Origin of the sequence: Chitinophaga parva (genome assembly GCF_003071345.1) — a bacterium.
Lineage (GTDB): Bacteria > Bacteroidota > Bacteroidia > Chitinophagales > Chitinophagaceae > Chitinophaga > Chitinophaga parva.
The window spans coordinates 1,527,041-1,548,051 of record NZ_QCYK01000002.1 but is presented as its reverse complement, the minus strand read 5'-3'; the positions used below and the strand labels follow the sequence as shown (position 1 = coordinate 1,548,051).

19 protein-coding genes and 1 tRNA gene are annotated in these 21,011 nt (G+C 47.9%); 12 read left to right on the top strand and 8 right to left on the bottom strand.

All coding sequences use genetic code 11. From position 1 onward, the window contains the following. Positions 1-10: 10 nt before the first annotated feature. Entirely contained in the window at positions 11-2,968 is a 2,958-nt protein-coding gene (locus tag DCC81_RS16625; protein WP_108687713.1) for a SusC/RagA family TonB-linked outer membrane protein, read from the bottom strand. Between the two features lie 442 nt (positions 2,969-3,410). Here DCC81_RS16625 and DCC81_RS16620 point away from each other — a divergent pair, with 442 nt between their 5' ends. The 4 genes from DCC81_RS16620 to DCC81_RS16605 all read left to right on the top strand — a co-directional run bounded on the left by DCC81_RS16620 (position 3,411) and on the right by DCC81_RS16605 (position 7,717). Continuing rightward, complete coding sequence (locus tag DCC81_RS16620; RefSeq protein WP_108687712.1) at positions 3,411-5,042, top strand: DUF6377 domain-containing protein; 1,632 nt, start codon at positions 3,411-3,413, stop codon at positions 5,040-5,042. A 113-nt stretch (positions 5,043-5,155) separates the two neighbouring features. Then, positions 5,156-6,343: a sensor histidine kinase gene (locus DCC81_RS16615; RefSeq protein WP_133177689.1), complete on the top strand. Its 1,188-nt coding sequence runs from the start codon at positions 5,156-5,158 to the stop codon at positions 6,341-6,343. Then, positions 6,340-7,020, top strand: coding sequence for a LytR/AlgR family response regulator transcription factor (locus tag DCC81_RS16610; protein WP_108687710.1), 681 nt, complete (start codon positions 6,340-6,342; stop codon positions 7,018-7,020). Before DCC81_RS16615 ends, DCC81_RS16610 begins: the two co-directional genes overlap by 4 nt. Before the next feature lie 172 nt (positions 7,021-7,192). Beyond that, entirely contained in the window at positions 7,193-7,717 is a 525-nt protein-coding gene (locus DCC81_RS16605) for a hypothetical protein (RefSeq protein ID WP_108687709.1), read from the top strand. Here DCC81_RS16605 and DCC81_RS16600 read toward each other — a convergent pair. Next, the gene (locus DCC81_RS16600; protein WP_108687708.1) at positions 7,659-8,303 is read right to left on the bottom strand and encodes a pseudouridine synthase; all 645 of its coding nucleotides are present in this window, start codon (positions 8,301-8,303) and stop codon (positions 7,659-7,661) included. The two genes, DCC81_RS16605 and DCC81_RS16600, sit on opposite strands and share 59 nt — an antisense overlap. 308 nt (positions 8,304-8,611) lie before the next feature. On the opposite strand from DCC81_RS16600, the gene DCC81_RS16595 reads away from it, so the two are divergent. Next, positions 8,612-9,082 carry a hypothetical protein gene (locus DCC81_RS16595; RefSeq protein WP_133177688.1) on the top strand — a complete coding sequence of 157 codons (471 nt, stop codon included), beginning with the start codon at positions 8,612-8,614 and terminating at the stop codon, positions 9,080-9,082. 24 nt (positions 9,083-9,106) lie between these two features. On the opposite strand, the gene DCC81_RS16590 is transcribed toward DCC81_RS16595, so the two are convergent. The 3 genes from DCC81_RS16590 to rluF are packed head-to-tail and all read right to left on the bottom strand — an operon-like array spanning position 9,107 to position 10,891. After that, the gene (locus DCC81_RS16590) at positions 9,107-9,595 is read right to left on the bottom strand and encodes a MarR family winged helix-turn-helix transcriptional regulator (RefSeq protein ID WP_108687706.1); all 489 of its coding nucleotides are present in this window, start codon (positions 9,593-9,595) and stop codon (positions 9,107-9,109) included. 12 nt (positions 9,596-9,607) lie between these two features. Further along, positions 9,608-10,135, bottom strand: coding sequence for a GNAT family N-acetyltransferase (locus tag DCC81_RS16585; protein ID WP_108687705.1), 528 nt, complete (start codon positions 10,133-10,135; stop codon positions 9,608-9,610). Positions 10,136-10,141: 6 nt separating this feature from the next. Continuing rightward, positions 10,142-10,891, bottom strand: coding sequence for a 23S rRNA pseudouridine(2604) synthase RluF (gene rluF / locus DCC81_RS16580; RefSeq protein WP_108687704.1), 750 nt, complete (start codon positions 10,889-10,891; stop codon positions 10,142-10,144). Between the two features lie 184 nt (positions 10,892-11,075). On the opposite strand from rluF, the gene DCC81_RS16575 reads away from it, so the two are divergent. The 5 genes from DCC81_RS16575 (at position 11,076) to DCC81_RS16550 (ending at position 16,798) form a co-directional block, all read left to right on the top strand. Beyond that, positions 11,076-11,148 (top strand) — tRNA-Lys (locus DCC81_RS16575). Between the two features lie 1,044 nt (positions 11,149-12,192). Further along, positions 12,193-13,527 carry an IPT/TIG domain-containing protein gene (locus tag DCC81_RS16565; protein ID WP_108687702.1) on the top strand — a complete coding sequence of 445 codons (1,335 nt, stop codon included), beginning with the start codon at positions 12,193-12,195 and terminating at the stop codon, positions 13,525-13,527. A 27-nt stretch (positions 13,528-13,554) separates the two neighbouring features. Beyond that, positions 13,555-14,811, top strand: a complete 1,257-nt coding sequence (locus tag DCC81_RS16560; RefSeq protein WP_133177687.1) for a hypothetical protein — start codon at positions 13,555-13,557, stop codon at positions 14,809-14,811. 110 nt (positions 14,812-14,921) lie between these two features. Next, on the top strand, positions 14,922-15,275 hold the full coding sequence (locus DCC81_RS16555; RefSeq protein ID WP_108687700.1) for a hypothetical protein: 354 nt from the start codon (positions 14,922-14,924) through the stop codon (positions 15,273-15,275). A gap of 236 nt (positions 15,276-15,511) precedes the next feature. After that, the gene (locus DCC81_RS16550; RefSeq protein ID WP_108687699.1) at positions 15,512-16,798 is read left to right on the top strand and encodes a hypothetical protein; all 1,287 of its coding nucleotides are present in this window, start codon (positions 15,512-15,514) and stop codon (positions 16,796-16,798) included. Positions 16,799-16,957: 159 nt separating this feature from the next. Here the strand turns inward: DCC81_RS16550 and DCC81_RS16545 are convergent, their stop codons facing one another. Then, positions 16,958-17,323, bottom strand: a complete 366-nt coding sequence (locus DCC81_RS16545; protein ID WP_165806617.1) for a winged helix-turn-helix transcriptional regulator — start codon at positions 17,321-17,323, stop codon at positions 16,958-16,960. 131 nt (positions 17,324-17,454) lie between these two features. Between DCC81_RS16545 and DCC81_RS16540 the strand changes: the two genes are divergently transcribed. Both DCC81_RS16540 and DCC81_RS16535 read left to right on the top strand, forming a co-directional pair. Beyond that, positions 17,455-17,817 carry a DoxX family protein gene (locus DCC81_RS16540; RefSeq protein WP_108687698.1) on the top strand — a complete coding sequence of 121 codons (363 nt, stop codon included), beginning with the start codon at positions 17,455-17,457 and terminating at the stop codon, positions 17,815-17,817. Continuing rightward, positions 17,807-18,661 (top strand): DsbA family oxidoreductase, encoded by an 855-nt coding sequence (locus tag DCC81_RS16535; protein ID WP_240613007.1) that lies wholly within the window; start codon positions 17,807-17,809, stop codon positions 18,659-18,661. Before DCC81_RS16540 ends, DCC81_RS16535 begins: the two co-directional genes overlap by 11 nt. 448 nt (positions 18,662-19,109) lie before the next feature. Here the strand turns inward: DCC81_RS16535 and DCC81_RS16525 are convergent, their stop codons facing one another. Then, positions 19,110-19,523: a DUF3052 family protein gene (locus DCC81_RS16525; RefSeq protein ID WP_108687696.1), complete on the bottom strand. Its 414-nt coding sequence runs from the start codon at positions 19,521-19,523 to the stop codon at positions 19,110-19,112. Positions 19,524-19,649: 126 nt separating this feature from the next. Beyond that, the gene (locus tag DCC81_RS16520) at positions 19,650-20,714 is read right to left on the bottom strand and encodes a serine hydrolase domain-containing protein (protein ID WP_108687695.1); all 1,065 of its coding nucleotides are present in this window, start codon (positions 20,712-20,714) and stop codon (positions 19,650-19,652) included. Between the last annotated feature and the right edge of the window lie 297 nt (positions 20,715-21,011).

The window sequence follows — 21,011 nt, the reverse complement described above, 5'->3', positions numbered from 1 at the left end:
AGTAAAAAAATCAGAACCGCAGGTTAGCGCCAATGGAGTACGTGCGCGGGCGCGGATACACGGTGAAGTCCATCCCTGCGCCGGAACCGCCTATCAGCTCCGGGTCCTGGCCCTTGTATTTCGTGATCACAAACACGTTCTGCACATTGGCATTGAGGCGCAGGCCCACTTTCCTGTTGAACACAGCACCTGCATCATAGCCAATGCCCAGGTTGTCCATACGCAGGAAAGATGCGTTCTGCACGTAGTAGTCAGACAGTTTCTGCCCATTCACAAAACCGGTGTACAGTACATTATCCAGGCTGTTTGCCAGGTAACCCAACGGGTTCAGGCTATTGGCCTGGATGGAGCCTACCTGCAGGCCGTTGTACATGTAGTTGCCGGTATTGGCACGCAGCACTGTATTGAGCGACCAGCGGTCTACCGTGAGGTCTGTGGAGAAGCCATAGATGTAGCGGGCGTTGGGTGATTTATAATGATACAGGTCGTCCTGGTTGATCACCCCATCGTGGTTCAGGTCTTCAAACACGCCTTCAATGGGCTTGCCTGCTTTATCATACAATTGCCTGTACACGTAGAATGCGTTGATCTGGTAACCTACGGAGTTGATCTGGATGCCGTTCGCATTGGCCGTACCATGGAAAGAAGGATCATTCACCGCGGTAAGGTTCGTGATGGTGTTGTCATTGTAAGCCACGTTGAAGCCAATGTTCCACTGCACATGCTTTGTGCGGATGGGGCTTGCATTGATGGAAAACTCCGCGCCTTTGTTGGTCACGTTGCCCACGTTGGTGAGGATCACGCTGTTGAAGTTAGAGCCCGCGGGAATGGGGATCACGTTCAGCAGGTCCTTTGTTTTCTTGTAGTACACATCAATGGCGCCGGAAATACGGTTGTCCAGGAAGCCGTAATCCAGGCCGATGTTGGACGATGCTGTTTGCTCCCACTTCAGGTGTGCATCATAGGCCGCGGGCGATGCCATGTTATACCAGGTGTTACCAAATTGCACTTTGGATGAATTATCGCTGAATGCATAGTTAGCCTGGTAAGCATACGGATCAATGCCATCCTGGTTGCCCGTCACCCCGTAGCTGAGGCGTAATTTCAGGTCGGACAATACTTTGGCATCTTTCAGGAAAGCCTCCTGGTTCACGCGCCAGGTAAGGGCCACGGAGGGGAACAGGCCCCAGCGATCGTCCGGCCCAAAGCGGCTGGAACCATCTGTACGCAGCGATGCAGCGAGGATGTACTTCTGGTTAAAGGTGTAGATCAAACGGCCGTAGTAAGAGAGCAGCCGTGTTTGCGGTTTGTCGTATGGATATTTCGGTTGCGTGTTAGGCACCGTATCGCCGTTATAGCGGATGAAAGGGAAGTTGTACTTCGTTTCCAGGTTATTGTAGTAGCCATACCCCGCGGTGACGTTGATATTGCTTTTGATGGACCTGAGATCCTTCGTGTAGTTCAGGTAAAACTCCGCTACCTGGTTGCTCACTTTATTGGCGTATTGCGTATTGCGCCCGGTGTCCAGCCAGTTCTGCGCGGCATAAGCGGGCACAATTTCATGGCCGCTGCCCTTGGCCACATCATAGCCCAGGTTCAGGTTTGCATGCAGTTCCGGCAGGAAATGGAATTTGTAATCAAACTGCACGTTACCATAGCTGCGGCTTACATTACTGGTATTGCGGTACAGGTCCAGCAGGGCCACGGGATTGCGGGGCGCCACTTTATTCAGATTGATATCACCATTCGGTTCAATGGTAGCCCACTCATAGTAGTTACCAAAGGGCGAGGTGGCGTGCACCGGCTGGGTGGGATCAAAATACATAGCAGCGCTCACGGCGCCACCGTTGGCAAAGCGCGCCTGGCTGAGGGAGCCTTTCAGGTTCACGTCCACTTTCAGGTGGTCATCGAAAAAGCGGGGCGAGAGGGACACGCCTACCGACTGGCGGGCCAGGCGGTCTGTTTTCACAATGCCTTCCTGGTTCAGGTAACCCACAGACACCCGGTAAGGCATGTGCTTCAGGGAGCCGCTTATGCTCAGGTTATTATCTGTGCCCTGGGCTGCGTGAAAGATCTCCTTTTGCCAGTCGGTGCTGGCATTGCCCATCATGTCTACAAACGTGTGGCCCACAGTATCCAGGGAGGTCACGTACTTGCGGAACTGGTCTGCACTGAGCACGGGCAGTTCTCTGGTCACCTTGCCCGCGGAATACTGGGTGCTGAAATTGAAGACCGGCTTGCCGGCGGCGCCTTTGCGGGTGGTGATGATGATCACCCCGTTGCTGGCGCGGGAGCCGTAGATGGCGGTGGATGCCGCGTCTTTGAGCACGGTCATGCTTTCAATATCATTGGGATTAATGGTGCTCAGGGGATTGGAGGCGCCGTAAATATTGTTGCCATTCAGGGGCACGCCGTCTACCACGTACAGCGGATCGTTGCTGGCATTGAGCGACACGGAGCCACGGATGCGCACCGTGCTGCCTGCGCCGGGGGAGCCACTGTTGCCCGCGATGGACACACCGGCCACTTTGCCGGCAATGAGCTGCTCCGGCGTGGTGATGCTCCCTTTCTGGAAATCCTTGCTGCTTACCACGGCAATGGCGCCGGTTACCTCTTTGCGGCGGGAAGTACCATAGCCGATCACCACCACATCATTGAGGGAGGTGCTGGCAGCTTTGAGGGTAATGTCCAGCGTGCGCTGGGCCTTGAAGGTTTGCGACTGGTAGCCGAGGGAAGTGACCACCAGGATGGCGTCACTGGGCACCTCGATGGTGAACTGGCCTTTGGTGTCTGTGAGCACCCCTTTAGTAGTGCCCTGCACCTGTACGGAAGCGGCAATCACCGGCTGGGCGCCTTCATCGCGCACGGTGCCGGTCACCCGGGTCTGCCCCAGGGCCAGTGCCGGGATCAGGCAGATCAGGAACAGGATGCCTGTAAGAAATGCTGTTGCAGTTTTTGATAACGACATAACGGAATTTGATTGAATGGGAAAGCTGGGAACTGACACGGTGTAACGGGCACTAAGCCGGTGCATACGTGGAAGCTGGCATAGGTTATAATTTGAGATCCAAAACGTGGTAAATGACTGCGGGGCCATCGCCGCGCTAACAATTCAAAGGAACAATCCACGGAAAGGGAAAACAAATTTTAGACACGAAATCAAGGAAAAAATGCGGTTTGGAGAAGCATCGCCGGAAATATACACATTGAAAATCAATCGATTAACTACATATTATATTTTTATTCTATAGAATGAAATTTGGACGGTTTCCAGGACAATTTCCGGGGCCTTACGGCCAGTAAGCCAGTGCTTCCGGCCCTTTACGCCGGGTGGCAGCTTTGGTCCTGCCCCTGCTGCTTGCTAAAAAATTGTATCTTCCGGCGCTGCCACCGCGCAGGCTGTTCATGTTATGAAATGGATCTTCACCGCGTTATTCCTTATTACCATACTACCTGCCACCCGGGCTGCAGACAGCCTGCTGACTAAACTTACCCGCACCATAGGCCAGGCGGACCAGTACGATGCCGCCAAGGTTGCCCACCTGCGAGTGCTCCAGCAGGAATGGGCCGCCGCCACGGATGCCCCGGCCCAGTACCAGGCCGCCGCCCGGCTGTATGAGGAATACAAACTATTCAACTACGACTCTGCCTATACCTGGGTGCACCGCCTGCAGCAATCCGCCGCCCGCCTGGGCAACCCGGACCAGCTTACGGCCGCCCGCCTGAAAACGGTATTCATCCTGTTATCCGCCGGCCTCTATAAAGAAACCTACGATTCCCTCCAGACCATTTCCGTGGCCGGTGCGCCGGACTCGCTGAAGGCAGATTATTACACCCTCCTGGCCCGCTACTACTTTGACCTGGCCAATTATGATTACGACAATTACCACTCTGTAGATTATGACGCCCGGGGCACGCGCTACCTGGACACGGCCCTGCACTACTACCCTGCCGGCAGCTTTGACCATATTTATTATAGTGGCCTTAAGGCCTATAAGCAAGGCCACGCCGCGGAGGCAGCCCCTTTTTTCCAGCAGTTGCTCCGGCGGCCAGACCTTACCCATCACCAGGTGGCGCTGGCCGCATCTACGCTGAGCGGTTTTTACCTGGAGAAAAATGATACCCGCTCCGCCCTGGACCTGATGATCCAGGCCGCCATTGCGGATATTGCGTCCAGCACCAAGGAGACCTATGCGGTGTTCAACCTGGCCTCTTTGCTCTTTAAGGCAGGGGATGTGAAACACGCCTCCCTGTGCATAGACCTGGCCGTGCGCAATGCAGATTTTTATGGCGCCCGCCAGCGCAAGGTGCAACTCAGCTCCATCTTACCCCTGATAGAGGGCGAGAAGATCAATATGGTAGAGAACCAGCGCCGCCTGTTGATGCGCTATGCCGCGGTGGTTACGGTACTTATTTTGCTGTTGCTGATACTTGGCTATATCATTTTGCAGCAGGTAAAACGCCTGCAGGTGGCCAAGCAGGTGATCACAGACGCCCATGCCCGCCAGCAGGAGATCAACGAAAAACTGGAACTGGTAAACGCCCAACTGGCGGAAGCCAACGTAAAACTGGAAGAAGCCAACAAGATCAAGGAAGAATCCATCGGTTACTTCTTTAACATGGACGCCGAGTTCTTTGCCCGGCTGGACAAGCTGAAGAAAGCCCTGGAGCAGAAGTTGTCCGAGAAAAAATATGAAGAGATGCGCTTTGTGGTAAATAACATAGATCCCCGGAAAGACAAGGAGGAGTTGCTGCGCAATTTTGACAAGGTGTTCCTGAAGCTGTTTCCCAATTTTGTGCGGGACATGAACACCCTCTTCCCGCCGGAGGACCAGATCGTGCTGAAGAACGGGGAGTTGCTGAATACAGATCTGCGCATCTTTGCGCTCATCCGCATGGGTATTACGGAAACGGAGAAGATTGCCCAGATACTGGAATATTCTGTAAAGACGATCTATTCCTATAAAACACGGCTGAAGAACAAGGCCCGGGTACCGAACGAGGAGTTTGAGGAAAGGGTGATGCAATTCAGGACGGTGTAGGGACTGCCCTCAGGGGCCACTTTTCTCAAAGTTACCGCTACATTTCCCCGGCCTGCCGCATTCTTTTTTGAAAACTTGCCCCTACCGCGGATATTTGAGCAAATTGTGCCGTATTGAAAGATCGTTTCCGGCAGGCGGGGTTGCATATTTTGGGGTGCTGCACGTTCCTGGCGCTGCCCATGCTCTTCTCGCCTACCCCTTCCAAGTCCCTCACTTTCTACACCTCGCCCTTTGGCCTGCGTGACCTGATCGCTTATACGCTGCTCATTGTCTACTTTTACTGCAATTACTTCATTTTTATACCACGCCTGTACTTTACGAAGAAGTTCTGGGCCTTTGGCAGCATCACGCTGGGTTGTTTCATACTCGTGGTGTGGGTGCCCATTTTCATCCTTCACCAGCTCTATTCCTTTCCTGACTGGCAGGCAAAAGTACCGGTGGCAGACACTGGCTTTATCACGCATACCAAAGGCCCCCTGCCCATGCAGGATGTGCATCCTCTCAGGGACAGCGCATACCATCCTGTAAAGCCCCCGTTTGGCCATGGGACCGGCTTCTGGCCGGACAATGGCGGGCATCACCCCTGGCCGGACCGCCGGGATGAGGTGCGTAAATATTTCATCTTTGGAGAAATTGGGCACAGCATATTCCTTTTCATTGCCGTGCTGCTGTTCTCACTCATTATCCGCATTGTAAACCGGTGGAAGCAAACGGAAAAGCAACGCCTGCTGGCGGAGCTGTCCAACCTGAAAGCGCAGATCAATCCCCACTTCCTGTTCAATGCGCTCAACAGCATTTATGCCCTCTCGCTTGAAAAGTCGGACCAGGCGCCCAATGCTGTGATCCGCCTTTCCGGCATGATGCGTTATGTGATCTATGAAGCCGGGAAGGAATGGGTGCCCCTGGAAATGGAAATGAATTACCTGCGGGATTACATTGCCCTGCAGCAAATGCGCTTTGGGCACACGGTAAGTCTTACCTTTACGGTGACCGGGTCTGCACAGGGCAAGCACATTGCGCCGCTCATCCTCATTCCTTTCGTGGAAAATGCTTTCAAACATGGCGTGAATCCCGAGGAAGATTCCATCATCCGCATTGCCGTAACGATAACGGAAAATGCGCTGTCGCTCCAGGTCTTCAACCATAAAGTGCATGTAAAACATTACGAGGCCAATGGGGGCGGCATAGGGCTGGACAATACACGCAAGCGCCTGCACATCATCTATCCCGGCCAGCACGAGCTTTCCATTGCAGATGCAGCCACTGATTACACCGTACTCCTGATCCTGTCCCGTTTATGATAAAAGCCATCGCCCTCGACGACGAACTGCCTGCCCTCCAGGTGATCCGCAATTTCTGCGACCAGGTGGATTATGTTGATCTCGTGAAAACCTTCCACCAGCCGGGGGAAGCCTTGCGCTACATCCAGCAATACCCCGTGGAGCTGCTTTTCCTGGACATACAAATGCCGGCCATTTCGGGGATAGACTTTTACAAATCGCTGCCCCAGCAGGCCATGGTGATCTTTACCACGGCTTACAGTGAATATGCAGTGGAAGGCTTTAATGTAAATGCGGTGGACTACCTGCTGAAGCCCTTCTCCTTTGAGCGCTTTACGCAGGCCGTGCAAAAGGCCCGTGATTACTACAAGTTCCAGCAGCAAACGGACCACTCTGCCCTCTTTATCCGCGTGGATTACAGCCTGCTGAAAGTGGATACCGCAGACATCCTTTACATTGAAGCCCTGGATGATTACCTGAAGATCTACCTGCACCAGCAAAAGCCCGTGATAGCCCGCATGACCATGAAGGCCATGCAGGAAAAGCTGCCGCCTGCTTTTGTACGGGTACACCGCTCTTACATTGTGCCCCTGCACCGCGTGGAGCATGTGCGCAACAAGACCATCCAGCTGGGCAGCATGCAGATCCCTATTGGCAGTAATTATGAAGAGCAATTCTTCAAACTCTTCTCCCGCTAGGTTTTCGCCGCAACAATTTTACAGCTTACCGCAACCTGCTATGTACTTCGCTGCATGCTTGTAATATTTGCAATATCCACCCGTTCTGCAGGCGAATGATTGCGGCATGGAAAGAAAGATGACCATCTCTCTGGTCTTTACAGGGAACTATCGTTAACAAAAGCAGTATCCGATGAACAATGCACAGATCCGCCTTACCTGCCGCCAGGTCCTCGATGCGACCAGCTCCGGTATCTTTGCCAAACAGGTGCTGGCCGCCACTTTTGCGGAGTTTCAGTTAAAATCGCAGGTCTATAACCCGCAGGGCAGGTTCTATACTTTCCGGGAAATGGCCGGTAATGATGGACGTGCTAATTCACTGCATTACAAGCTTTACCTTGCGGCAGCGCCTTACCTGGAGCTGCTGGATAAGAAGATGCCGCATGTGTGCGATATGCTGGAAAAGCCCCTGCCTTTTGAAGGAGCAGCGTTACAGCTTATTGCATCAGACCTGCGCGATGCCACGCAGCACAAGGTGGCGCTGCATTATCACACCCCCTTGTTCCTGCTGCACGGGCACATAGGCGACCATCTCATCCTGGCCGTGCCGGAACTGCCGGAGCACACGTTCACGCTCAGGCTGCGCATGGGGGTATCCATCAGCCATTATACCGTGGAGGCGCCGCTTGCCGCCCCCCTTCAAGCTTCAGTTTCATAAAAAAGGTCTCCTCATCGATTTCATGCACCTCACCGGGGGCTATTTCTCCCAAGGCCAGGTCTTCAATGGAAATGCGTACCAGCCGCAGGCAGGGATGTCTGACATACTGCACCATTTTACGGATCTGGTGAAACTTTCCTTCGGTGAGTGTGATGAGGAGCCAGGAGCTTTTGCCATAATCATCCGGCTCCCCCGGCCGTTCAAACAAGCCTGCAGGCTTTTCCACGATCTCTGCCTGGCAGGGTGTGGTCTTATAATATTCCCCACCTTTCACCTGTATAGGCACGCCACTCCGCAGCAATTCCAGTTTATCCGCCGTTATTTTATTTTTCACCTTCACCAGGTAAGTACGTGCATGGGGCACCTTGCTTAAGAAGAGCAGGCGCGTCACCTTTGCATTAGTGGTGAGTAACAACAGGCCTTCCGATTCCTTGTCCAGCCGGCCCACCGCGTGCGTACCTTCCGGGAATGCAAAGTTCAGCGCTCCCAGCATAGGCAAATGCTGCTCTCCTTCAAAGCGTGTTACAAACTGTGAAAGCATGCCATAAGGCTTATTGATCATAAAGTAACGGTGCGCGTGCTGCATAGCGCACAAAAATACGCTTAAAAATCCGATCCTCCGAAAAGCTTTACCACGGCCACTCTTCAGCCATTAAACTTGTACATTATCCCGAATTTTATTTACACCTCTGTAATTAACGGCTATAAAATATTTTCAGCAATAAATCTTCACCTGCCAATTGAGCCGCTACTACACAGCTGCATCATTCGTGGTGGGCTAAACACTTGCATAAACGCCCTATTGTTCCTTTTGCGCAAGATCCCCATTGGCGCCCCCCCTGTGCTTTTCAGCCCATGGCATCGGTTTTGCGGGCGGATAGCAAACCTATCACCATGTATGGGAAAACAGTATACAGCGGTTTGTTGCTGATGGCGCTTGTGGCGTGCCATACCAACACGACCAATCACCGGAGCTCCGGTACAGATTCCCTCCTGGCCACCCCATTTCACAGCGACAAATGCTACCAGCTCCTGGAAGGCACGGCCAACCAGGACACCACCACCGTGCACCTGGTGATCCATGACACCCTGGTGACCGGCGTCATGGTGGTAAAACGTGCGGAAAAAGATACCCGGGCCGGTGTGCTCCGGGGCCACGTGCGCGGCAACCTGGTGGAAACCTGGTGGTACTATGCACAGGAAGGCATGGCAGACAGCCTGCCAGCCAATTTCAAACTTTATGAGGATAAACTGGTAGAGCAACGCTACAGTTATGACCCAGCTACCGGCCGGGAAATGCTTACGGACACCAGTGCATTTGCCATCACACTGTCCCCCGTGGCCTGCAAACTACCACTGCGCTGACATTGCATGTACTAACGTAGCCGGCTATACGCTTTTTTTTGCGTCCATTAACGCTTTGGCCCTGTCCAGGAAACTATGCTGCTCCATTTGCAGTTCCACTTCACCAATGGCCTTGAGGAGGTTATTGGACGTGTTTGTCATGTCAGTAATGGCTTCCGCAATGAGGCTCCACACCGGCAGCATGCGGGTTACCAGCTGCCGGCCTTTGTCCGAGAGCTGTATCATGCGCTTGCGGGTATCTGTTTTGTCTTTGCGTGACTGGATGAGCTTTTTAGCCTCCAGTTCCTTGAGGAGACTGATGGTGGAGGGGTGGGCGTAGCCGATCTCGTTGGCAATTTCCACTACGCTGAGCAGGGGTTTATGATGGAGGGTGTAAATGACCGGGAACCATTTGGGCTCAAAGTCGATGCCATGCAACCGGTACACCTCCTGCCCTTCTTTACGGATCTGGTCAGCCAGGCGTTGCAGCCGGGTAGAGATAGCGAGTATGCCGGATTGGTCAATGACGTTCATGCCATGAAGATATTAAATTTCTGCAGGGGTGCGCTGTATGGCGTACAGCATGAGCGCGTGGGCCTCGCCCGGGGGCCGGATCATTTCCTGGTAGTGGAAGCCGATAGCTTGCAGCAGGCGCATGCAGCGCAGGTTAACGGGCAACGTGAACGCATATACCCGATGGGCACCCATAGCGTCAAAAGCATAGTCCATGCAGGCGCGCAGGGCTTCGCTGGCATAGCCCTGCCCTTCATACTCCGGCAGGAAGGCCAGGCCTGCATCCGGGGCATCCAGGAAAGGGCGCTGGAAAAATCCACACATGCCGATAGGCGCACCTGTGTCCCGCAGGGTTACCAGCCAGGGGCCAAAACCGTTCACGCGGTAGCTCTGTAAAGGCCCGTGCTGCAGGTAATGGCGGGCCGCAGCCAGGTCTATGATATGGCGGTCGCCAATGAATTGCAGCCAGGTAGGGGTATTCAACAGGCGATAGATAAAGGCATCGTCTGCCAGGGTAAATGGGCGCAGGGCCAGGCGGGAAGTGACGGGCAGGTGATCCATATGCTTTTATTCATCCATGCCATCCGTGGGGGCGCTGCTGCCTTTGTCGGTCTTGCTGCTGTTGGCCACCATGGCATTGAGGGTGTTGATCTCGTCTTTTGTGAAGAAGCGCCATTTGCCGGGCGCCAGGTCTTTGAGGGTGAGGTGCATAATGCGCGTGCGGCGCAGTGTCTTCACCTGGTAGCCCAGGGCTTCGCACATGCGGCGGATCTGGCGGTTGAGGCCCTGGATGAGGATGATGCGGAATTGCAGGGGCCCTTCCTGTTGCACAAAGCAAGGTTTGGTATAAGTGCCCAGGATGCGCACGCCGCTGCGCATGTTCCTGATAAAGTCCGGTGTGATGGGTTTGTCTACCGTTACTACATATTCCTTTTCGTGCTGATTGCCGGCGCGCAGTATCTTGTTTACAATGTCGCCATCGTTGGTGAGGAAGATGAGCCCTTCAGAGAGCTTGTCCAGCCGGCCGATGGGGAAAATGCGGGTATTGAAGTTCACATAGTCCACGATATTGGTCTTGTCTTTCTGGTCGGTGGTGCAAGTGATGCCCTTGGGTTTATTGAGGGCGATGTAGACGGTGGCTTTCTTTTTTTTGAGGGGTTCCCCGTCTATTTCCACGATGTCGCCTTCTTCCACGCGGTTCCCCTTCATCGCTATGTTATCGTTGATGGTAACACGGCCTTGTTCTATGTATTTATCAGCCTCCCGGCGGCTGCAAAAACCGGTATCACTGATGTATTTATTAACGCTTTTGTCCATATGGTTTTGTACCTGGTACGAAATTACGGAAAAAAGTTGTGGTGGCGGGAATGGGCTGTGGCGTGGGATTTGAGGGGGGATGTGCGGTGCAGGAATGAGGTGTAATGAAAAAAGTTTTAGAATTATTTGGAAGGAAATAAATAATTCCTATTTTTGCACCCGCTTAACCGCACAACCCGCATAGGAATCGGTAGCTCAGTTGGTAGAGCAATACACTTTTAATGTATGGGTCTTGGGTTCGAGTCCCAACCGGTTCACTTAAGGAGACGATCAGTTTTGATTGTCTCCTTTTTTATTGCTAGTAACCTATTGTCCTACAATAATTTAAGGGCCTGTTTTTTAGCCATAGAAGCGGTTCGATATTTTTGTGAAACATGTGATTTATTTCGCGGCAATTAACCGGGTGAGCTAATAAGCATCTCAAATAACGATTTTGTGTTCGATTTCCTTTCCAGGGGTAATACTATCAGATGGCGCATTGGAAGCCCGGCCACGATACATTTTAGCAAGGAAGTAGAGAAAATCCAATATGACTTTGGCTTGCTTTTCATTCGCATCAATACCATTCTTTCTTAAAACTTTAATGGTCTGATCAGTGGGAACTTTTCGATCAGAAAAAATCAGTTTTTTTATGTGAGAGTTGCACATGGATTATTGTTCTAGAAATAAAAAGCTACTGCCCGTTACAAGAAGTTATCATTGATAGTGCTGGATTTATTTGTAGGGGACCTAATTCCTTTGTGATGGAATTGATCGAAATCGGTGTAAATAAATCGATGATGTAACGTTTGCCTGCTACATCTTGATTTTTATATCATTCAAAAATGCTATTCTCCCTCCGCTTCATATCTTCAATGTCGTTTGGTGTTTGGCAACCGGCTAATCTCTTGTCTACTGCCAACAATTGGTAATTGAGAAACTCCAACATCTCTTTATATCCCTTTTTAGCGCACTAAAATCATCGAATTCAATTTTGTTCCGGAGGAAGTGGCTTCTCCCTTTAGATATTAACAATTCTTGTTTTGAAATATCCTCCAAAAGCACTTCTGGCCTAAGTGTTATTCTCTTTAAGAGGTTTTCATACTCGCTATCAAGAACATCAGCCCTGACGCGGCCTTTACACCTGCTACTTAGACAATGATAATACCGATATTTTGCGCGCCTTCCTGAAGATATGCTCCCTGTAAATTATGCCTTTTTGGATTTTTTCAAAAATCATCTTTTTTAATGATTGCCACGGTCTTCAGGCCAATCTACTTTTATACCATATATTTTTTTCAAAATAAAAAGTTTCAATCGGTATGAAAACAACAAAATACAATACCTCTAGAATAGCAATCAATATAACTTTTTCGCTATTCCTGCTTGCATTGTCTTCCTGCAAAAAAGACAATGGCATTCCCAATAATAACCCAACATCGCCAGACACTACGCTTAAAATAAGCGCTTTATCTAACACCACGTTGCACTATGGCGACACGCTTATCATCACCGGTAGTAATTTTTCCGCTACAGCACTTAATAATACCGTTACCATTAATGAAATGGCAACCCGTGTACAGACAGCCACGGCTACACAATTGAAGGTAATCGTTCCGGCCCTTGGAGCAGTTACTGGCGAAGTAAAAATAAAAACAGGCACCCAAACTGCAAGTGGCGGCAACATTACTTATGTGCCCGATATATTTGTAGCCGGCTCACAGAATAATAGCGCTCGCTCTCTAGCTACCTATTGGAAAAACAATATTGCTGTTACGCTGAGCACAGAAGAATCCGCATTGAATTCCATATTTGTAAATGGCAATGATGTGTATGCAGCGGGAAGAGAAAGAATCAATAATTTACAATTGGCCAACTACTGGAAAAACGGCACTAAGACCACGCTTGGCACCAACGAATCCGCTGCCAATAGCATTTCTGTAAATGGCAACGATGTGCATGTTGGCGGCTGGGAAATCATCAACGGGTTCGACCTGCCCAGATATTGGAAAAACGGAGCAGGTACAACCATAAATGTCAATGACCCCATTATATCACAAATTGTTACGGGTAATGGCTCTTGCACAGGTATTTATGTAAATAACAACAATGTTTATGCCGTTGGAAGCTACCGCAACTCACAAGGACAATTTTCTCCCTGGGAATTTACAAACGGAATAATACCGGCCAATACCATACCTAATAACGATAAGCATTGCTTTGCCAATGCTGTTTTCGTTAGTGGAAGCGATAAATATGTGGCAGGCAACCAAAACAATGCAACAACCGGGTTGGCAATGGCTACTATCTGGAAAAACGAAACTGCTGCAACATTAACCGCAGGCACTGCTTCGGTTGGCGTGGCAACAGCTGTTTTCGTAGCGGGAAATGATGTATATGTGGCTGGATATGAACAGGAGGATTATTATGGCGGCGGGCCATCTTTTGCTAAATACTGGAAGAACGGGGTGGAAGTAAAATTATCAACGGTATCGTCTGGTGCTACGGGCATCGTTGTTTTTGGCAATGATGTGTATGTATCGGGGTGGGAAAACAACGGCTCCTATAATGTAGCTAAATACTGGAAAAACGGAGTGGCTGTCAATTTAGGCAATGCTGTACTCAATTCATCAGGCAATGCCATAGTTGTGCGATAGATAAAACAGGCAATTAAAAACATACCAATGAGAAAGTTATTTTCCTCACTCCTATTGCTTTTAGCAACATCAGTATCTTTTGCTCAAAAAAATAATTTCGGTATTGTCACTTATACAGTGCCTTCGGGTTACCAGCTGGTTAAGAACGACAACCTGTTAACCTACTTTAAACAAGATAGTAAAACAGGTGCCTACTGCAAGTTTATAATTTACAAAACACTGCCAGATCAGGGCGGCTCTCAGGCTAATTTCGACTTCTTCTGGAAGAAAATGGTTCAGCCGGCTTTTAATGTGCCAGATGCCGCCAACCTGCAACCCCAGGCAAAGCTAAAAGGATGGGACCTTCTCTTGGGTACAAAAATGTATAATAACAATGGCGTGAGCACGATGTTGCTGGTCAGCAATTTTAGTGGTGAAAACATAATGCAGAATATTGTTGTTCAGTCAAATGCAGACATATACAAGCCCGATATTGAAAGTTTTATTGCATCGGTAGATGTGGCGAGAGAGATTAAGACTGACGATAAAAGCCAAAAAGAAATAAAGGACCCGGATAAAGAAAATACTGTTAGCACCAAAACAGACGCATCTGCACCATCAGGTAATATTAAATACGAAGTGTGGGAATGTAATTGCCCCAGTCTTGAAACAGGCACACTGGCAACTACTAAATTAAATACGGTAGTGTTATCTCCCAATGGTAAAAGCCTTTATTACATGCCCGAAAAAGGCCTGAATGGTGTAACGCCGGAAAATAGTAACCAGCATGACAGTTGGGGGAATGTAACTGATAAAGGAAATATGCTGAGCCTTGTTAATGACAAATACGGAAAAATGGAGTTATACAAAATCAACGCCACTTCCATGAGCAGGTATCTCAACTCAAAAAGCAGCGTGTATAAAAAAATAAAACCCGTAGATGGCTTGCGTTTTGATGGCGCCTATTCGCCGGAACTTTCTTATTACAACGGCAAGACTGATGTTATCTCAAAACAAATAGACCCCAATAAACGCCCTATCATATTTTTTAAAAAGGATGGCACGTATATTAATGAAGGAATAGCATTTAGCAATATCACCTATGGCGATGACTATGCTATTGGGAAAGGCACTTATGAGATTATCAATTTTTCACTGATTCTCTCAACGCAAAGCGGAAGAAAATTACAAGTTTCATTTACGCCGGTGTTAGATGCAAATCCTACTGCGGTAGATAATCCCGGCTTTATCATCAACAATAATATATTTTACCGGTTGAACAGAAGTTTTACACCGCATAATTAATTGGTTTTACAGGAAATTGATAAATCATCTTTTTAATGATTGACTTCGCTGCTCTATCAATCTACTTTTACTGCATAAATTCTTTTACATGAAAAAAATGGCAAAAAACAATGTTGCTGTCTGCTGTTGTTAAAGATTCTATCAATGCAGAAGCGTACCGCTCATTGGCATTGGTTGCACAGAAGCAAGGCGACAATGCACTATGCGCCGGCTATCTTGAAAAAGCCATTGCTCACGGTGGGGCCACCACACAAAACATTAACCTATTGAAACAGATATCGCCCACAGCCGGCAAGTCGGCCATGTACATGACTATTCAGAATAGTTTTAAACAATTTTACAAAGACCACAGCATTACCAAACGCTTTATTGTTCCGACAATACCCGATAGTTCCGAATCGGCCATAGCAGCTTCCCTGCCAAAGCCGGAAAAGACAAAGAATTTGATATTACAGATAATATAGGGGAAAAATTGGCGCTTCGGTAGAAACAACCATACAATTTGATGGCAATATGAACCCTATTGATTTGATTGTAACCGGATCGGCAGGTGCAAAAATAAATGGCGGTGTCATTGAAAGCGCTTCCGCAGACCTGGGTTCTGTAACAGTAAGTGTAAACGGTGGTTTCAATTCATCCGGCCCCGGCTTCACATCATTTGGGAGCGATTTTTTACAAAATTAAAAAAACAGAAACAATTATGAAATCATACACCATCATCATTGCATGGCTGCTATTTACAAATAGCCTCTTCGCACAAACTACCTTTAAAGCATGGGAGCAACAGATCACTAAAGATTGTACCAATGAAAGCGTACAAAAAGAACCGAGCAGGTTTTGGGATGCACACATCGGCGGAGCAATAGGTGGCGGCAAAGAAGGGTACACTTCAACCGAATTGGCCAATGCAAAAAAAATGATGACGGCCTTTGAAAACGTATGCAAGCCAAAAATGCAATTTAGCGGTGGACTGGTAAAAGCCAGCTTTGGGCTAAATTCAAAATCGTTTTATAACCGAACGCCGATTTTCAGTTATACCTACAACATGGGCTTTCATCAATATGTTTGTAACGTACAAACACACAAGCTGTCCATTGTTGACGAATATCAAGGAGTGCTTAGAATAACAGGAAATCCTTCGTTTCAAACGGCATTTCCTCGAGGCATTGATGATCGTTCCATTGCCGTGTATAGCTATTGTGCATTTTCAGACAACAGACTGGTAAATGCTATCAATAACGGAAGTGGTTTTATTGATCTAAATAGTGAGGAAACAGGCAATACCAGTCTTTATCCTATTGTTGAGTACAAGCCGGGCAAAGGATATGGCATTTCATTTCCGAATTCCGGTTTCGTTGCCGTAAATAACGATTTCGTATTTCACCATGCATTTATAACACACCCCGATATCCCCTTTTTTATTCCCATAACGCGTAAACAATTCTTAACAGACCTGCTTGAATTTTATGATCGTGAAAAACCATCGCTGGTAGCGAACATGCAGGATAACATAAAACAATTAAGCAAAACAATAGCCGAATCGGAGAAAACGAACAGCCGTTATTTGCAAGATCAAAAAAGCAGACAGGCATTACAGCAACAAAGCGCAAACGATATACCTGCTATAAACGAGCAGAAAAAGCAGACCGTCACCAAACTGTTGCAATCGAAAGATGAAAAATGGTTGAACCAGCAAGCTGTTATACCGGGCGATAACAAAGCTTTTATTGTGCCGAGCGATCGCAATAGAAATTTAAAAGAAGTGTATGGAGATTTTTACTTCACTGAATTCTATACAGGCACTGAAGGCTTAAAATTATATCAAATCAACCCCGAATATCTTAAAAAATATCCGCCCAATGGCGCAAAACCATCTCTGATAGATGTAATGTACCGTTTCCAACCAAACAATAAATTTTTAATGGGCATTAAAGAATCTTCTATTGATCAGCTTGATCTGAATGAGTTTAGAAAATTGTTACAATAATAACCCGGTGTACAATGAAACAAATAAAATATTTACTTCTTTTAAATGTACTGGTAATGGTAAGCTGTACAGGCTTCGCCCGGAAACAAACTGATAATAGAGTGTTACAGCAGGATCTAATCTTTTACAACCTACAAGTCTGCATCACAGCTTTGCCGACTAACTTCCTTTCTTAAAAAGGAATTTTCGATGCGAAACTCCCCAGGTCGAAATAGCGTCAATTACCCCGCTCAAAGTCTTACCATGTTCCGTTAGCTCATATTCCACAGTTATCGGTTTCGTAGACATCACAGTTCGGGCCACTATTTCATTTTGCTCAAGTTCCTGTAACTCTTTAGAGAGCATTTTAGCAGCAATACCATCTATCCCTCGCAGCATATCCATAAAGCGCACCTTACCATATAGCAGGAGCCATCCAATAATCTGAATTTTCCATTTTCCCGATAACAGGATCATCGTGTCCTTAATTGCAATTAATTGTCCTTGACAATCAGGTGCTTGCGGGGCTGGCTTTTTCTTATTCATATCCTTCAAAATTACTGTAATCGCTTCATCAATTGCCACTTGATTTCATAAAGGAAACCAGTTTCTAAAAGGTAACAGATAACAATTGTAAAGTTAGTCTAAAATAATTTTGTACTGTAAATAGCTGAATCATGCAGAAAGAAAAAAGAATCTATTGGATCATTACGGTTATTGGAATGGCATTGATTGTACTTCCTTCCTACTTTGCTCCGCGGGAATATCTTGTCGAATCCATACGCAGAATGGGTTTCCCCGGTTATTTTGGTCTTGAACTGAATATCTGTAAGATCGTTGGTGCGGTGATTATCCTTATTCCTGCCATACCTACGATGTTCAAAGAATGGGCTCATGTCGCTTTCGGAATACTACTGCTTTCCGCAAGCCTGGGACATTGGCTCGTTGATGGTCCAGTAAAAGGGATAGCACCGCTGGTTCCGTTTACAATACTATGTGCATCCTATTATTACTTCAGGAAACTGAACTATGCCAAATAAAACGCTTGCAGTAATTGCAGTCTTTCTTTTGACACTAATTGTCGTTGACCTATTCGGTGGGCGCAGGACTATAACCGGAATCAATCAGAAGAAAGATAATAACACCGTTAAAAAAGAAACACAGAAAAAAATGAAAATAGAAATCTGGAGCGATGTGATGTGCCCATTTTGCTATATCGGCAAAAGGAATTTTGAAGCTGCCCTGGCACAATTTCCTGACAGGGAAAATATAGCGGTGGAATGGAAAAGTTTCCAGCTTGACCCTACCATTCCTGAAGTGCCGCAGCATCAGGGAAACATTTACCAGTTTGTGGCTGCACGGAAAGGAATCAGCTATGAGCGGTCAGTTGGCATGCATGAACAGGTAGCAAGGATGGCTAAGGATGCGGGGCTTGAATATCATTTCGATAAAACGCTTGTCACTAATTCATTGAAAGCCCATCGCCTGATCCAGTTTGCAAAGCCGAAAGGCCTGGGAGAATATGCAGAAGAGCGCCTGTTTTATGCCTACTTCACAGAGGGCAAGGATCTTTCTGACGACGCAGTTTTAACAGAACTGGGGAATGATATTGGTCTGACGAATGCTGATGTAAAGGAAGCCCTTACCAACCCTGCATTTCAACATCAAATAGAAGCTGATGGGGCTGAAGCAAACAGTTTGGGGGCGAAAGGCGTTCCTTTCTTTGTGATCGATCGCAAGTATGCCATCGCCGGCGCCCAGTCTGGTGCCGAAATGCTCAAAGTACTGCAAACTGCTTATACAGAATGGAAGAAAGGCAACCCCGCTCTGCTTCAGGTTACGGAGGGCGCAACCTGTACACCTGGTAATGAGTGTACACATTAATTTAAACAATATAATAAATGAAAAAGACAATAGCCATTATAGGTGCCGGTCCGGGTACCCGTTGCCATAGCTGCCGTGTAGCCCGCACTTCCACAAATGCTGAAAAGAAAAAACGGCAGCATTTTATTCACTACCGCATCCTCCGCCCAACGTCCCATTAATTTAACTGCCAGCTTCGGCGTTGCTGCAGGAGCGTTACTAAATTATGCGTGGCTGCTTAATACGGACCTGAAGGAGGACAACATATATGCCGGTATTGTGTCCATTGCCGCGCTGGTTACTGTAGACAAACTAACTACCCAACTCTTTCTATACTTTTTGCGTTCAAATTGAAAGCCGCCACGACTGAATTTGAAGAGGTACTGTATTCTTTATTTTACTTTCTAAACCGCCGGATCTCATTGATCCTTCATTCTCCATTACAGAATTTGGAGACCAACTATTTTTTTTAAACTCTGTCCTTTACCGGTATGACCAATTTCAGACCGGACCAGATTTCGTCTATCGCACAAACTTTGATGTCAACCAGCCCATTGCTCAGCGCCAGGTCCCGGATTATATCTTCAGTAATATCAGTGGCAATCTTTGATGCCTTCTTAGGCCATGAGATCCATATCATACCATTGGTCTCGATTTCTCTCTTTAATAACGGGATATCCCTGCGCAAATCGTCCGCATTCTTCGTGAAATAGTGAATCAGGTTCTTAGCTGTTTCCTTGTCATCGCGTATCTGGATATTGAGAGGCATGTCCTCAAACAAATCGAAATAATAAGCCGGTTGACCTGCCAGCCGTATTGTAAATCCCTCCTTCATCCCCAATTTTTTAGCCAATGGTGTTGCTGAGTATCCTGCTGTTTTCATCGGTTTGTTAAAAATTGCCAATTGTTATGAAAGATACATTTAATTACAATAATGGCTCGAGATGCCCAAAATTCAAGCTATTAAAGGCCGAAGCGATTATGATGCCAACAATCGAAAGCGCTATTTTTATCTAATCTGTTCATCCACTAATTTTCTCAGTTCAGCATACTTTGCCTGTCGCCCGTTATTTTTCAGATAAAATGCCATCAAAAATGCGCAGTATCCCTTCTCGTTATTGACCCAGGGATAGCTGCCAAAAAGGCCAGGGCTGCTCACCGTGCCATTGCCCATGATCCACTCCCCGTAGCCATAACCTACTTCTTCGGCCTCCGTAGGTGCATAGGCAACCCTGACATCAGGGGTAATTCTGTTGACCTGCATTTGAGCAATGCTGGTTTCTGATAAGATCCTTTTCCCCTTGAAGGTCCCTTTGTTTAAGATCATGGTTAAAAAGTGGATATAGTCTTCCGGCGTACTGCTGGCCCCACCAGCAGGAAGCGCCACTGCACCTTTTCCAAAATCGGTGTTTTTCATTCCTAGCGGCTGGGTGATCCGCTCAGCAAACAAAGTCTCAAAGCTTTTACCACTGATCTTTTCGAGTACCGCGCCCGCTATTTGAAGCCCCGTATTACTATAACGGAAAACGGTTCCCGGAGCACCTTCTACCGGGTAGGCCGCAATCTGTTCTATGATTTCGTCCATATTTTTGGCGTGCCGCTTTTCTTTAAGATCTTCTTTCAAATCCGGGGAGAGGATACCTGTCATATGCGACAGGCAATCTGAAATAGTGATACTGCCTTTGCCATTTTTGGAAAGCCCTGGCAAAAATTTCCCAACCGTATCGGTTAATTGTATTTTGCCATCATCTATAAAGGTCATCACCAACGCTGCACTCAGCCATTTGCTACAACTAGCGATGGGTTGTCTGGTCATTTCAGTGTAATCGTTTAAATCGGGCTGTTTTCCCTGTCTCTCTGCCATCAACCTGGCTAACATCCGTTGTTTACCATTCATTTGATTGACAGCATGGCTGTAAATCATCTTTCCATCTTTATAGACTACCAGTATCAGGCGCCCGCCCATTTCATCCGCATGGGAGTCCAGCCATTGGTCTACCCGGGAGAACGACTGCTGGGCATGGGCACCGGGAAAGGCCAGCATTACCAACATCATTAATACTATACTTTTCATTACCTAGTTTTAGCGGTCATCCGCAGTGGTCTATCCGGGATTGTACAGGATACTACTGCATTTAAATTCATGTTTACGCTGGTCGTATTTTGGAGCTGGATTATCAGCGACTTCAAGCGGTGCCACAAACTGCCCGTTACATCTGGGCAGGCTTGCCTGCCCGGAAGAGCCATTCCCCAGCGCCACATTTTTTCCCACTGCACCGTTATTAAAACCAGGGCGCCATGGTATTCATCTCATCCTGGAAATCCTGGTATCGTTTGTACTGCTCCGGGGTGAGAACCTTTTGAGTTCTGA

Coding starts and splice junctions, on each gene's coding strand:
- DCC81_RS16625 (WP_108687713.1), bottom strand. CDS start 2,968: ATGTCGTTATCAAAAACTGCAACAGCATTTCTTACAGGCATCCTGTTC.
- DCC81_RS16620 (WP_108687712.1), top strand. CDS start 3,411: ATGAAATGGATCTTCACCGCGTTATTCCTTATTACCATACTACCTGCC.
- DCC81_RS16610 (WP_108687710.1), top strand. CDS start 6,340: ATGATAAAAGCCATCGCCCTCGACGACGAACTGCCTGCCCTCCAGGTG.
- DCC81_RS16605 (WP_108687709.1), top strand. CDS start 7,193: ATGAACAATGCACAGATCCGCCTTACCTGCCGCCAGGTCCTCGATGCG.
- DCC81_RS16600 (WP_108687708.1), bottom strand. CDS start 8,303: ATGCAGCACGCGCACCGTTACTTTATGATCAATAAGCCTTATGGCATG.
- DCC81_RS16595 (WP_133177688.1), top strand. CDS start 8,612: ATGTATGGGAAAACAGTATACAGCGGTTTGTTGCTGATGGCGCTTGTG.
- DCC81_RS16590 (WP_108687706.1), bottom strand. CDS start 9,595: ATGAACGTCATTGACCAATCCGGCATACTCGCTATCTCTACCCGGCTG.
- DCC81_RS16585 (WP_108687705.1), bottom strand. CDS start 10,135: ATGGATCACCTGCCCGTCACTTCCCGCCTGGCCCTGCGCCCATTTACC.
- rluF (WP_108687704.1), bottom strand. CDS start 10,891: ATGGACAAAAGCGTTAATAAATACATCAGTGATACCGGTTTTTGCAGC.
- DCC81_RS16565 (WP_108687702.1), top strand. CDS start 12,193: ATGAAAACAACAAAATACAATACCTCTAGAATAGCAATCAATATAACT.
- DCC81_RS16560 (WP_133177687.1), top strand. CDS start 13,555: ATGAGAAAGTTATTTTCCTCACTCCTATTGCTTTTAGCAACATCAGTA.
- DCC81_RS16555 (WP_108687700.1), top strand. CDS start 14,922: ATGTTGCTGTCTGCTGTTGTTAAAGATTCTATCAATGCAGAAGCGTAC.
- DCC81_RS16550 (WP_108687699.1), top strand. CDS start 15,512: ATGAAATCATACACCATCATCATTGCATGGCTGCTATTTACAAATAGC.
- DCC81_RS16545 (WP_165806617.1), bottom strand. CDS start 17,323: ATGAATAAGAAAAAGCCAGCCCCGCAAGCACCTGATTGTCAAGGACAA.
- DCC81_RS16540 (WP_108687698.1), top strand. CDS start 17,455: ATGCAGAAAGAAAAAAGAATCTATTGGATCATTACGGTTATTGGAATG.
- DCC81_RS16535 (WP_240613007.1), top strand. CDS start 17,807: ATGCCAAATAAAACGCTTGCAGTAATTGCAGTCTTTCTTTTGACACTA.
- DCC81_RS16525 (WP_108687696.1), bottom strand. CDS start 19,523: ATGAAAACAGCAGGATACTCAGCAACACCATTGGCTAAAAAATTGGGG.
- DCC81_RS16520 (WP_108687695.1), bottom strand. CDS start 20,714: ATGAAAAGTATAGTATTAATGATGTTGGTAATGCTGGCCTTTCCCGGT.